At 51.1% G+C, this 12,209-nt stretch carries 12 protein-coding genes and 1 riboswitch; of the genes, 8 read left to right on the plus strand and 4 right to left on the minus strand.

What is annotated here, in order from left to right:
- Positions 1-11 precede the first annotated feature (11 nt).
- A complete protein-coding gene (locus tag CXIVA_RS07485; RefSeq protein WP_013977400.1) occupies positions 12-419 on the plus strand; it encodes a hypothetical protein in 408 nt (135 codons plus the stop codon).
- A 245-nt stretch (positions 420-664) separates the two neighbouring features.
- Here CXIVA_RS07485 and rpoN read toward each other — a convergent pair whose 3' ends face one another.
- Together rpoN and CXIVA_RS07495 are read right to left on the minus strand one after the other, a co-directional pair.
- Positions 665-2,050 (minus strand): RNA polymerase factor sigma-54, encoded by a 1,386-nt coding sequence (gene rpoN / locus CXIVA_RS07490; protein ID WP_013977401.1) that lies wholly within the window; start codon positions 2,048-2,050, stop codon positions 665-667.
- Positions 2,051-2,099: 49 nt separating this feature from the next.
- Entirely contained in the window at positions 2,100-2,801 is a 702-nt protein-coding gene (locus CXIVA_RS07495) for a YoaK family protein (RefSeq protein WP_013977402.1), read from the minus strand.
- A gap of 254 nt (positions 2,802-3,055) precedes the next feature.
- Positions 3,056-3,165: riboswitch (TPP riboswitch) on the plus strand.
- Between the two features lie 216 nt (positions 3,166-3,381).
- On the opposite strand from CXIVA_RS07495, the gene thiD reads away from it, so the two are divergent.
- The 3 genes from thiD to CXIVA_RS07510 all read left to right on the plus strand — a co-directional run bounded on the left by thiD (position 3,382) and on the right by CXIVA_RS07510 (position 6,246).
- Complete coding sequence (gene thiD / locus CXIVA_RS07500) at positions 3,382-4,266, plus strand: bifunctional hydroxymethylpyrimidine kinase/phosphomethylpyrimidine kinase (protein WP_013977403.1); 885 nt, start codon at positions 3,382-3,384, stop codon at positions 4,264-4,266.
- A gap of 17 nt (positions 4,267-4,283) precedes the next feature.
- Positions 4,284-5,594 carry a phosphomethylpyrimidine synthase ThiC gene (gene thiC / locus CXIVA_RS07505; RefSeq protein ID WP_013977404.1) on the plus strand — a complete coding sequence of 437 codons (1,311 nt, stop codon included), beginning with the start codon at positions 4,284-4,286 and terminating at the stop codon, positions 5,592-5,594.
- 151 nt (positions 5,595-5,745) lie between these two features.
- The gene (locus tag CXIVA_RS07510) at positions 5,746-6,246 is read left to right on the plus strand and encodes a hypothetical protein (RefSeq protein WP_013977405.1); all 501 of its coding nucleotides are present in this window, start codon (positions 5,746-5,748) and stop codon (positions 6,244-6,246) included.
- 129 nt (positions 6,247-6,375) lie between these two features.
- On the opposite strand, the gene CXIVA_RS07515 is transcribed toward CXIVA_RS07510, so the two are convergent.
- Both CXIVA_RS07515 and CXIVA_RS07520 read right to left on the minus strand, forming a co-directional pair.
- Positions 6,376-7,155: a YibE/F family protein gene (locus tag CXIVA_RS07515; RefSeq protein WP_013977406.1), complete on the minus strand. Its 780-nt coding sequence runs from the start codon at positions 7,153-7,155 to the stop codon at positions 6,376-6,378.
- A complete protein-coding gene (locus tag CXIVA_RS07520) occupies positions 7,152-8,255 on the minus strand; it encodes a YibE/F family protein (RefSeq protein ID WP_013977407.1) in 1,104 nt (367 codons plus the stop codon). Before CXIVA_RS07520 ends, CXIVA_RS07515 begins: the two co-directional genes overlap by 4 nt.
- Positions 8,256-8,505: 250 nt before the next feature.
- Between CXIVA_RS07520 and CXIVA_RS07525 the strand changes: the two genes are divergently transcribed.
- The 4 genes from CXIVA_RS07525 (at position 8,506) to CXIVA_RS07540 (ending at position 12,179) form a co-directional block, all read left to right on the plus strand.
- Entirely contained in the window at positions 8,506-9,723 is a 1,218-nt protein-coding gene (locus CXIVA_RS07525; RefSeq protein ID WP_013977408.1) for an MFS transporter, read from the plus strand.
- A 259-nt stretch (positions 9,724-9,982) separates the two neighbouring features.
- A complete protein-coding gene (locus CXIVA_RS07530) occupies positions 9,983-10,861 on the plus strand; it encodes a hypothetical protein (RefSeq protein ID WP_013977409.1) in 879 nt (292 codons plus the stop codon).
- A gap of 356 nt (positions 10,862-11,217) precedes the next feature.
- Positions 11,218-11,442, plus strand: coding sequence for a hypothetical protein (locus tag CXIVA_RS14030; RefSeq protein WP_148267802.1), 225 nt, complete (start codon positions 11,218-11,220; stop codon positions 11,440-11,442).
- Between the two features lie 218 nt (positions 11,443-11,660).
- Entirely contained in the window at positions 11,661-12,179 is a 519-nt protein-coding gene (locus tag CXIVA_RS07540) for a DNA-deoxyinosine glycosylase (RefSeq protein ID WP_013977411.1), read from the plus strand.
- Positions 12,180-12,209: the final 30 nt, after the last annotated feature.

Consider the following 12,209-nt stretch of genomic DNA (forward strand, 5'->3'; position numbering starts at 1 on the left):
GAGGCTGTGTTATGAAAAGAAGAATCATCACGAATGTACTCACAGGATTAGCAATCATATCTATTCCGGCACAGGTCTTGGCATATAGCGCTCCGGCGATGGCTGCGCCGAAAACCACATGGTTTGAGAAAACCTGCCTGAACAATCAGGTAAAAGCGACGAATACAAAAGTCATCACCAGAGGCAGAATCGAACAGGCATCTTCCGAACAGAAACTGTGGGAAGACAACAGCAAAATTTTAAAAGGAAAAACACGGAGCTACAAACTTACCAAACAGACAAAATATTATTCCTATGGGGAAGATGTTCTCCGGATTTCAAAGAAAGACTGGAAAAAACTGGTAAACGCAAACAATGGTCTCGGTATGATCATCCAGGTAAAAGGCGGAAAAGTGACGAAAGCAGTCATTTCCAGCTGAAGGAGAGGCAGGCGGCTGCTGTATCTGCTGATGGGCAGACATCGGTATGTGTGAGAACGTCTGCATGAAAAATAAAAAAATAAAACAGCAAAAATAAAAGATACCCATGCAGCCCGGTCCGCCGCATGGGTATTTGACGGTAAAGGAGCGGGCGATGACATGCAGCGGCTGCGGCATTTACTGAAAAAAACCAGGAAGCAATGGATTCCGCGGCAGGCGGATCCTGTGCTTCCTGGTTTTTTCGGTCACTGGGTATGGTATTCTTTCCGGCCGGTTTTGTCCGGGATGCCCAGTTCCTGCCGGTATTTGTTGACCGTGCGGCGGGAGATGGAGATGTCGAACTGTTCCAGCTCTTTGCGGATGGCTTCATCACTCAGGGGTTTCTTTTTGTCTTCCCGGTCGATGATTTCCCGGATTTTGGCCAGGATGTGTTCCTGGGTCTGCTCTTCCCCGGAAGTGCGGGAGACAGAAGCGACCGGTGTCAGGAAATAATTCAGCGGAAATACGCCCCAGCTGCACTGCAGATATTTGCTGTGGAGGGTCCGGCTGATGGTGGATTCGTGAAGACCGGTATCTTCCGCCAGATCCGCAAGTCCCATGGGCACTTTGTTGCCGGGTCCCCGCAGGAAGAAAAGCTTCTGACGGGTCACCAGGGCGTGCATGACTTTGGACAGGGTGGAAGTGCGCATGCCGATGCTGTCCGACAGGCTCTGGATCTGCTGGATCTTTTCCTTCAGATATTTTCTGGCGGTTTTGTCCGTGGTCTGTTTGGCCAGATCCACATAGAAAGGATTCATGGAAAACCGGGGATACTGGTATTCGTTGATGAGGATGTCGAATTCCTGGTCTGTCTTGATGACAATGGCATCCGGACTGATGTAGCGCAGGTGTTCCCGGTTGCTGAAGGAGTTGCCGGGCTTCGGATTGAAGGTGCGGATCTCCTCACAGGCGGCCAGCACATCTTCGGTGGTCACTTTCATTTTCTTTGCGATCTGAGGGATGTGGTTTTTGGCGACTTCGTCCAGATGGAACAGGATGACCTGTTCGGTGATGGCGGAGTAATTTTTCTTGCGGTGAAGCTGAAGCACCAGGCATTCTTTCAGGTCCCGGGCACCGACTCCGGCAGGATCCAGGTTCTGGATCTCCTGCAGCAGATGAAGCACCGTATGCTCTGACACATGGAACTGGGCGGCGGGAATCGCCGGATCTTCGGTATAGTATCCCTTGGAATCCAGGGAATAGATCAGATAGTTTAAGATCTGCTGTTCTTCCGGGCTGTAGCTAAAGAACATGAGCTGGGAATTCAGGTATTCGGACAGGGCTTTTCCATCTTCGGAAATGTCGTGAAGATTTTCCTGGGAATATTCGGCAGAACTGTCGGACTGATAGTATACTTTGTTCTGATAATCGGTGGATTCCAGCCACTCCAGCTTGCGCTGCCGGTCGATTTCGGAATCTGTGCGGGACGGCTGATCCGGATCCGCCAGTTCCAGTACCGGATTCTCCATGGAAACCGCTTCGATATGGGCTTCAAGTTCGGCTGCGCTCATCTGCAGGATGTCCATATACTGGAGCATCTGCTGGGATATGGTCTGCTTCTGGGTCAGTTCAAGCTGCATTTTATGATTCATGTGGATGCTCCTTCTGCAGGAAATAAATGATACAGTAGTTATCTTAATATTATTTTACAATTGCAGAGGACGGACTGCAAGGTGAAATCTCTTCCTTTGGCTGACGGACAGCGGCCAGGGTAAGATACAACGCGAGGGAAAGGGGGATCCAGCACAGCCAGATGCTCCGGGCACCGAGGTGCAGGACCAGGTACGCGCCTGCCGTGGCAGAGGCATAGAAGCAGATCAGAGTGGAAAGAAAGAAGAGAAATTTTTCTTTCATCCGTGGATCCCCGGTCTGGCGGTAATCCTGGAAGGAGAAGACCGTCTGCTTCAGATTGTTGGAAGAAAAGATGGTGGAACAGCTGAAGCCCCTGGCGCCGGCGAAGCTGCCCCACTGAAAAGCAGTCAGCGCAAACACCGGAAACAACGCGGGAATCGGCGGAGCAGATGGGGGAATCAGCCCCGTAATCAGGATTCCCGCGTATTCCGCCAGAATACAAATCAGACGGCTGCGTCCGGGCAGCCGGCGTTCCAGCATGTGGGCCAGTCCGAGAAACAAGGCAAACAGTCCCAGAGCTGTAGCGCGCCAGAGTACTTCATACCAGGAATGGCCGATTACGATTCGGCTGAAGAGCTCCAGCAGGTTGCCGGTGGCGGCCTGACCGAAATTGTGATCCCGCAGCATGATGGCATAGACGCCGGTAAAACCGCCGACACAGCTCATGGTCATGTGCAGGATGGTGTCATTATTTCGCTGAATCAGATCCATGGATCTACTCCTTTCTGCATCCGTACAGAGATACCTTCCAAAACAGTAACTATACGCTTTCCGGCTGAAAAAAACAATTTTGTATACTGTTTCGGACAATTTCAGACACATTTCGGGAAAAATCAGAGAAATACCGAAAAAACAGCGGGCTGCCCATTGCGAAATGCTGCCGGTGCGCTTATAATAAATGTAACGTGTTGGAAATCTGACAGACCGGCGGAATTATCTGCCTGGGGTGGATTTTGCGGCACTGCAATCACATAACAGGGAGCTTGCAGAAGCAGGCTGAGAGGAGACTGATACTGTCTCGACCGATACCTGATGTGGATAATGCCAACGTAGGGAAATAATCTGCATTCTGCCAAAACTGGGGCAGGATGCGGAAAAGAGTTCAGAACGATTGAGCGGCATCCGAGAGGGTGCCGCTTTTTTCTATGGCAGAAAACTTTGCGGAAAGTTTTCTGCCATGGACAGGTCCGGACATTCGGCGGCAGGATCCGCCATCAGGAAAGCGGCAGATTGGGGGCACCACCTTCTGTCGCGATACAAAATAATGAAGACTCAGACAGGAGGCAAATGTATGAGGACAGCATTAACAATCGCTGGCAGCGACTGCAGCGGAGGCGCCGGAATTCAGGCAGATATCAAGACGATGATGGCCAATGGCGTGTATGCCATGAGCGCGGTCACAGCTCTGACAGCGCAGAATACCACCGGCGTATCTGTGATCAGATGCACGGATCCGGAGTGTCTGGAGGCACAGCTGGATCAGGTGTTTACGGACATCTTTCCGGACGCGGTTAAGATCGGCATGGTGGCGGATACGGAACTAATCCGCTCCATCGCGAAGAAGTTAAAAGAGTATCAGCCGCGTTATATCGTGCTGGATCCGGTTATGGTATCTACCAGCGGAGCAGAGCTGCTGAAAGAAGACGCGGCAGATGCGCTGACCCGGGAGCTTTTTCCGCTGGCGACAGTTCTTACGCCGAATCTTCCGGAAACAGAGGCTTTGACCGGACAGAAGATCACGAAAGAGGGAGAGATGTGTTCGGCAGCAGCCAGTCTTGTCCGCAGATATGGATGCGCGGTACTGTGCAAGGGCGGACACAGCAGCCGGGGGGCCAGTGACCTGCTGGTCCGGAACCCCGCAGATCCGGAATTTACCTGGTTTGCAGGCAGGCGGATTGAGAATCCGAACACCCATGGAACCGGTTGTACATTGTCCAGCGCGATTGCGGCGAATCTGGCCAAGGGATTTTCCCTGACAGCATCCGTGCAGCGGGCAAAAGAGTATGTATCAGAGGCACTGGCGGCCATGCTGGATCTTGGAAATGGAAGCGGCCCGCTGAACCATGGCTTTGCGGTGCATGGTTATTACGCGGAGGATCCGGATCAGACCGCAGCCGGCAGACAGGGAGCGGAAGAGACCGAAGGCTGTCACGAAACAGCTGCACAGAATTTCTGAAAGAGAGGGAGTTTATCATGAAAACATATACCACACAGATGGACGCGGCACGGAAAGGCATTATCACCCCGCAGATGGAGACAGTGGCACGGAAGGAATATATGGAGCCGGAGAAGCTTAGGGAACTGGTGGCAGAAGGCAAAGTGGCGATTCCCGCCAATATCCACCACACATCACTGGATCCGGAGGGTGTGGGCAGCATGCTGCGTACAAAAATCAATGTCAACCTGGGAATTTCCAGAGACTGCAAGGATTATGACGTGGAGATGAAAAAAGTGATGCATGCGGTGGATCTGGGAGCGGAAGCCATTATGGACCTGTCCAGCCATGGAAATACACAGCCGTTCCGTCAAAAGCTTACGGGAGAATGTCCGGCGATGATCGGTACGGTGCCGGTCTATGACAGCGTGATTCATTACCAGAGAGATCTGGCGGAGCTGACGGCGGAAGACTTTGTGGATGTGGTTCGTCTGCATGCGGAAGACGGCGTGGATTTTGTCACGCTTCACTGCGGAATCACCAGAAAAACCATCGATCAGATCCGAACCCACAAGCGGAAGATGAACCTGGTCAGCCGCGGCGGCAGTTTGGTTTTTGCCTGGATGTGCATGACCGGAGAGGAAAATCCGTTTTATGAACACTATGATGAGATCCTGGAGATCTGTGAACAGCACGATGTGACCATTTCTCTGGGCGATGCCTGCCGGCCGGGATGTCTGGCAGACGCTACGGATGTATGCCAGATTGAGGAACTGGTGCGCCTGGGCGAATTGACCAAACGGGCCTGGGCCCACAATGTGCAGGTCATGGTGGAAGGACCGGGACATGTGCCGCTGGATCAGATCGCCGCAAATATGAAGGTACAGCAGACCATCTGTATGGGCGCGCCGTTTTATGTACTGGGCCCCCTGGTGACGGATATCGCGCCGGGATATGACCATATCACGGCGGCAATCGGCGGCGCTCTGGCGGCAGCCAGCGGAGCGGCGTTTCTGTGTTATGTGACACCGGCGGAGCATCTGGCGCTGCCGAATGTAGAAGATGTAAAACAGGGGATCATCGCCTCGAAGATCGCGGCCCATGCGGCGGATATCGCCAAAGGGGTTCCTCACGCCAGGGACATCGATGACCGGATGGCGGACGCCCGGCGGGAACTGGACTGGGAGGCGCAGTTTGCCTGCGCGCTGGATCCGGAAACGGCCCGGAAGATCCGGGAAGACCGCCTGCCGGAAGATGACCATGCGGAAGCCTGCAGTATGTGCGGCAAATTCTGCGCGGTAAGAAGCATGAATAAGGCGCTTTCGGGAGAATATATCGACATTTTGTAAAAAATCCGGTTATACTGTTCTGGAAGCAGCCAGATGAACCTGTGACATGCGCGGAGCATGGCAAAGATACATTTGAAGAGGTGTTCGGGGGGGGAAAACGATGGCCCCGCGCATGCGTGCAGCAGCATTGGAAGAAAGAAGGAGCAGCGTGATGGAGATCGAACGGAAATGGATGGTAGCCGGCTGGCCGGAAGAAAAAGATACGGGGAGACCGGAACATACCTATCAGATGCGGCAGGGCTATATCTCGGTGCGTCCCACCGTGCGGATCCGCCGGGAGGCGGAAGAAGCCGGGGAAACCCATGATATTCTGTGCTTTAAGGGAAAGGGAAGGCTTGCCCGGGAAGAAATCGAGACGGAAATCGATGCGGATTTGTTTGAACGGCTGGCCGCCTTCATCGGCGCGCCCCTGATTACCAAAGAGCGCCGGGATTACCGCCTGCCGGACGGCCATATGCTGGAGGTCAGCTGTGTGGACGCCGGCAGTCCTTCGGAATTTTATTATGCCGAAGTAGAATACGAATCGGAAGAAGAAGCGCGGCGCTGGGAGCCGCAGACTGCCGGGCTGGAAGCCTATCTGATCGATGAGGTGACTGATCAGCCGGGACAGAGCATGGGGGCTTACTGGGAGCAGACCAGACAGACGGAATAGGGTCCGGCGGAAACAGACAGGAAAGGTTCCCAAAATGGCATGCCTCGGATGAGGCAGAATAGCGCCTGGCGGCAGCAGCCAGCGCCAGAGATACAGTGTCTGCAGGGAAAGACCCGGAAAACCTGCGGATCAGACGTCTCCGGCAGGAGAATCCTGCCGGGACGGCTGAAGCCGTCCGGCGGTGACTGCGGCAGTCAGGGGAATAATCAGCAGGCAGCCGATATTTGCCGCGAAAATCAGCAGGACTTCCTGGAGAAGCGAGCGGGAATTCAGCAGCTGGGGCAGGGTATATCCCTGTCGCAGAAAGATCATCCAGATAAAGAACGATTCACCGAATTCCGCGAAAAGCAGCGTATTGATGGTGGTGCCGAGAATGTCCCGTCCGACTCTGCTGCCGGAGCGGTATAATTCCCGGAAACCCAGAGAAGGATTGTTCGCGTGGACTTCATACAGGGCGGAGGAGACGGCCAGCGCCGTATCGGTCAGAGCACCCAGTACGCCCAGCAGAATCGAACAGATCAGCAGGGCATTGGCGCTGATGCCGATTTCGCTGTTTAAAAAGGAGATCTCCTCATCGTAGATATAGAGTTCCCCGAAACCGCCGAGACTGCCGGCATAAATGACCCAGGCGCTGAAACCGGTGACAGCGCATAAGACGATCAGAACCGAAAGGAAGGAAGCGGCGGTCTTCGGATTGGCGCCGTTTTGGGCGAACAGGGTCAGCAGAAGGAACAGAAGGACGCAGACAGCAGTCACCAGATAGGGATTTTTCCCATGGGCGATCAGGTAGAAGCAGAGCAGCATCAGCAGCATATTTCCAAGGATGGTGAACATGGAGGCCACACCCCGTTCGTCCCCGATGGCCACCAGCAGGACGAAGAGAACGACAGTCAGAATCAGAATCATCATTTGCGAAGGGCTCCTTTCTTCAGTAATACAGCAAAAAATCCGGAGATAGGAATCGCGGCGGCGATACCGATGGCACCGGTCAGGAAGCGAATGATCTCAAATTCCGCCCCGTATTTAAAAAGGGTGATCATGGAATAGCCGTTTGCCAGCTTCAGAATGCTGACCGGAAGTTCCCCGCAGATAAAGGTAAAGAACAGGACATTGATCATTGTGCCCATGATGTCATTGCTGATAGCCCGGATGGACTGCACAATATCCCGGAGCCGGAGATCAGAGGCCGTGGCGGTGATCTCGCTGACAGCGGCGTGGATGGTAATGGCCACATCCGTTACCGCGCCGAGAATCGCGAAGACCAGACTGGCCAGATAGTAGGATTCCAGCGGCTCGTTGCCGTTGGCGTAATCAATGAATTCATAGGCGGGAGGGGCTGTGAACCGAAGGATCAGCTCATAGAGCCCGACCACAAGCAGCACCGTTGCCAGAGAGGACAGGATCGCGCCCCAGGACTTGGCGGTACTGCCGTTTAACAGCAGCAGGGCGGCCGTGATGAAGACTGCCGTCAGGACCGCCGTCAGTACGGCGGCGTGGGTGCCGTGGTACAGTCCCCGCATGCCCAGGATAAATACCAGAAGATTCAGTGCCAGAGAGGCAAAAATCAGCAGGCTGCGCCGGCTGGCAATCAGGATCACCAGGGAAATAAATACGGACAGCAGAAGCGCCCAGATGACATCCAGCTTAACCTGCAGGATTTGGGCGGACCGGATGCCGGATGCATTCGTGTTTAACTTCAGAAATAGGTACTCGCCTTTGTGATAGGCGGAGGTGCGGAACAGGGAAGTGGTATAGGTATTGGTGATGGATACCGTCTGTCCCTTATATTCGGTATTCTGAAGTGTCAGAGTCAGCTGCCGGGTATAAGTCTTTTCGCCGGAAGTCCCGGCGGCTCCGGAGACATTGTCTTTGGTGACAGCGGTAACTTTGCCCACTGGCTGCCGGTAAAACCGGCTGTCATGGGCTGTGAAGGTGACAGCAGCAGCCACAAAGATACACAGAAGCACCAGTTTAAGCACCATGGGACGGCGTGTTTTCATAAAATTCATGGTTTCGCCTTTCTGTAACCTGCCGGAAATCCGGCAGGGAAATCGTTCTTATTGTAGTCATGGGAGGCTTTCCGGTCAAGGGAGAAGGCCGGGGGGAGCGCGTTCTAATAAACAGTGAAAATGCGCCGTCTGCGTGCTATAATATATCTGCCGGTGTTTGCCGGTGAGATAAATATACAGGGAAAACCGCTGCATTTTCTGCCGAAAACCGGCAGGAACTGCCGCGGTATTTTTTGAGAGGAGAGAGCGTATGAAACGATGGTTTTACGCAGTAATCGGCGTAATTATTCTGCTGCTGGCAGGAATGGTCTATGCCTGGTCTGTGATGGCAAAGACTATAAGCGCCGCGCGGCCGGAATGGAGCGCAACGGCGCTGTCACTGACTTTTACGCTGGTGATGGCATTGTTCTGCATCGGTTGTCTGCTGGCAGGTATCCTGGCAAAGCGGATCAAGGTCAGAATCTATATTTTGCTGGCAGGTGTGCTGTTTCTGGCCGGATTCTTCCTGGCATCTCTGACGGGCGCTTCCATTCTGCCTTTGTATCTGGGGTTTGGAATTCTGTGCGGAATAGCCTCCGGATTTTGCTACAACGCGGTCATGAGCACCATGTCTGCCTGGTTTCCGGATAAGCAGGGACTGATTTCCGGAATTTTGCTGATGGGATTCGGACTCAGCGCGTTTCTTGTGGGCAAGCTGTTTGCGGCGGCAGCTCCGCCAACCGGGGATGACGCCTGGAAAATGACCTTTCGCATGATGGGAATCATTATTTTCGTGATTCTGATGGTATGCAGCATTTTTGTGACTGCTCCGCCTGAAAATTATGCGCCGGCATCTGATGGAAACCAAAAGAAAAAAGAAGGAAGGGCACCGGCGCTGGATATCGGAACCGGGGAAATGATGAAAAAAGTATCCTTCTGGCTCTATTATATCTGGGCGGTCCTTCTGAGCGTGGCAGGACTGGCGCTGGTATCGCAGGCCAGCGGAATCGCCGCGCAGGTAGGCAGTACGGTCAGTGCCGGCACCATTGCCACGGTTGTGGGACTGATTTCCATACTGAACGGAATCGGCAGGGTGATATTCGGGACAATGTATGACAAAGGGGGATATCGTCCCACGATGGCAGTGGTAATGATCGGATTTCTGGTGACCGGCCTGATCCTTCTGACAGCAATTCGAACCGGCAGCTTCGGGCTGATTATCCTGGGATTTGTCTGCGGCGGATTTTCCTATGGAGGGGTTACACCGACCAATTCCGCACTGATCAGTGATTTTTACGGGCGTACGCATTATTCCATGAATTTCTCTGTCATTAATACGAATCTGCTGATTGCGTCGTTTGGATCCACGATTGCGGGCAGACTGTATGACCGCAGCGGCTCTTATGTAAGCACAATCCTGATGATGATTTTTGTGACTGTTGCGGGATTTGCGGTATATCTCGGGATCCGGCGTCCGAAAAAAGCGTAAAAAAGGTCAGAATTGACAGAATCCGTGAGGACTTTTCCCGAATGAATCCTCGTATGTTCACCTGGTGACGGTCTATCTGATGGAATACTCAGAGGACTGGTCAACCTCCAGAGCGTATATCAAAGAGGAGTCGATATCAGTCTTGTTACCAAAGGAAGCCGCTTAATCATTCTGGCATGAGTCCGGATGGCTTTTGCGAACATTGCTTAACACTATCAAGAGAAGATTTAAAATAAAACGAAAGGAGCAATGTAGTAAATTGGAAATGATTCGTTTTAAAAAGACACTTCTCTTTGTGTTAGCCGTATCTTTGATAAGCTTTATATTTTGTGCGTGCGGAAAAGAAGATCAAAGTAAGACAACTTCAGAATCATCGGAAACATCAGAAACAACGGAAGAGAATGTTTATTATTCAGACATTACCAGTGATATTCTCGGTGGATGGGTTGTTTTACCAAAAAGCAGCGATGATTCAAAGGGTGCTAATGTCAAAGATCAAATGTACTGGAAATATTATAATTTTCTGGAAAATGGAAAATTGATAATTTCAAAAGCAACTATCTCAGATAAGAAAAATAGGGATGCACAGGTTCACGTTAACGTATCTGAAAAAGTTACTTATTCCGGAACTTATAAGTTAAATGGAACAAAATTAATCTGTACCATTAACAATAAAAAAATAATTTATTCCTATCGTGCTCAGACGGATTCTATTGTAGGCATGAATGGTTCGAAATGTACACTTTACCGCGATATTGACCGGATGGATCTAACAGAGCCAAAAGACAAGAGTTTTGCACAAAAATTAAGTGGTAGCTGGAAATGCTCCTGGAAGGTGAAATTAGATGAAAATGGTGAAATTTCTGCATTAAACGCAAGTCGGTCAAAGCTTATATTCAACAATGATTTTACCTGTAATTTGCAAAGAGGCACAAAGGAAGAAAAAACTGGGAAATATACTATTCATGGAAAAGTAATATATGCCAAACCGGGCAATTCCATTTATACAGGGATATTAATTAATGGTTCAGATTCTTCACTTCAACAGTTAAATTTGGGAAAAAAGATTAATTCGTCTGATGATTATTTAGAGATAACAGACAAAAACGGAGAAGTTACAATATGGGAAAAGTTGTAAAATAATTTTTTTGTCGAGCCGGGGGTGCGGACGTTTTCTTGGACAAGCTAGAGCCCTTTTTGTCCGCCCCTTCTATTTTTTGAACAGGGAATTTTTCTTGTTAAGATTATTTTCCCATTACCGTTCTTATATGTTAAAGTTTTACTTCTGGTATCAACTTTTAGCAAAACATGGAAATTTACCACGGATTGTCCTGTAGTAACAAACACGGTAGGATAAGGAGCAATCGGATGAAAAAGAATAAGCTTATTTCCAGCATTATACTGATATGCGCAAATGTTATCGCAATACTGAGGGATTCCTGGTGTGTTGTTTTAGTGCAGCACTTCGTGAAGTCCTATTCTGCCGCAGGATATATGGCAGTTCGCTGTATTCCCCTGATTGCAATTGGAATTTTACTGGCCGTGTATGCATTCATCAAGGCGGAGGACAAATATTTTATCGAACCGATTCTGTTAGTGCTGAACATAATTCTCCTGCTTCTGAGCTTTAAGTTTATGATATTCAGAGATTATACAGGAATTGCGGTCTTTGCCGGCTTCTGTATCGGAGCAGCGGTCTTCCGATTGAAACGAAAATAAACGGGGATTTATCAAAACCTGATAAGTTCATAGCTTTCCTGACACATCAGCCATCTGAGGTTCACAGACAGGATCCTTCTTCGGTAGTTATTTATCTGGGAGGGGTATCCTGTCGCCGCCCGGATGGCTGTTTTTGTACACATTTCTTCCGGTGCAGTATCGTGTATAATATGGTTGATAACACGGAGGCGTGAAGAGCAAAAAGGAGGCAGCCGCCCATGGCTGAAGGAAAAGAAACACATGTAGTGCACACGTTTGCACCGGTTTATGACGCAGACAGCCGGATTCTGATCCTGGGAACATTTCCTTCCGTAAAATCCAGAGAAAATCATTTTTATTACGGGCATCCGCGGAACCGGTTCTGGAAAGTAGCAGCGGCTCTGACCGGCAGTCCGGTGCCGGATACGATTCCGGAGAAGAAAGCGCTGCTTCTGAGCCATGGGATCGCGGTCTGGGATGTGATCGCCAGCTGTGATATCGTCGGATCCAGTGACAGCAGCATCCGGAATGTGACGGCGAATGACCTGTCACAGATCCTGGAGACAGCAGACATTCAGATGATCTGCGGAAATGGGGCGAAAGCCTGTGAACTGTATCAGAAATATACGATGCCGAAAACCGGCAGAGCTATCCGGCGGCTGCCGTCCACCAGCCCGGCGAATGCGGCCTGGAGTCTGGAGCGGCTGGTGGGCGCCTGGGGGGAAGTGATCGGTGCGCAGGTAAAAAAGATCCGGTAAGACAAGACCCTGGCGACTGAAAGCCAAAAA

Origin of the sequence: Clostridium sp. SY8519, from assembly GCF_000270305.1 — a bacterium.
Classification (GTDB): Bacteria; Bacillota; Clostridia; order Lachnospirales; family Lachnospiraceae; genus SY8519.

What these genes read in the sequence shown, in the direction of transcription:
- CXIVA_RS07485 (WP_013977400.1), top strand. Translation starts at nt 12, where the DNA reads ATGAAAAGAAGAATCATCACGAATGTACTCACAGGATTAGCAATCATA.
- rpoN (WP_013977401.1), bottom strand. Translation starts at nt 2,050, where the DNA reads ATGAATCATAAAATGCAGCTTGAACTGACCCAGAAGCAGACCATATCC.
- CXIVA_RS07495 (WP_013977402.1), bottom strand. Translation starts at nt 2,801, where the DNA reads ATGGATCTGATTCAGCGAAATAATGACACCATCCTGCACATGACCATG.
- thiD (WP_013977403.1), top strand. Translation starts at nt 3,382, where the DNA reads ATGAGGACAGCATTAACAATCGCTGGCAGCGACTGCAGCGGAGGCGCC.
- thiC (WP_013977404.1), top strand. Translation starts at nt 4,284, where the DNA reads ATGAAAACATATACCACACAGATGGACGCGGCACGGAAAGGCATTATC.
- CXIVA_RS07510 (WP_013977405.1), top strand. Translation starts at nt 5,746, where the DNA reads ATGGAGATCGAACGGAAATGGATGGTAGCCGGCTGGCCGGAAGAAAAA.
- CXIVA_RS07515 (WP_013977406.1), bottom strand. Translation starts at nt 7,155, where the DNA reads ATGATGATTCTGATTCTGACTGTCGTTCTCTTCGTCCTGCTGGTGGCC.
- CXIVA_RS07520 (WP_013977407.1), bottom strand. Translation starts at nt 8,255, where the DNA reads ATGAATTTTATGAAAACACGCCGTCCCATGGTGCTTAAACTGGTGCTT.
- CXIVA_RS07525 (WP_013977408.1), top strand. Translation starts at nt 8,506, where the DNA reads ATGAAACGATGGTTTTACGCAGTAATCGGCGTAATTATTCTGCTGCTG.
- CXIVA_RS14030 (WP_148267802.1), top strand. Translation starts at nt 11,218, where the DNA reads ATGGCAGTTCGCTGTATTCCCCTGATTGCAATTGGAATTTTACTGGCC.
- CXIVA_RS07540 (WP_013977411.1), top strand. Translation starts at nt 11,661, where the DNA reads ATGGCTGAAGGAAAAGAAACACATGTAGTGCACACGTTTGCACCGGTT.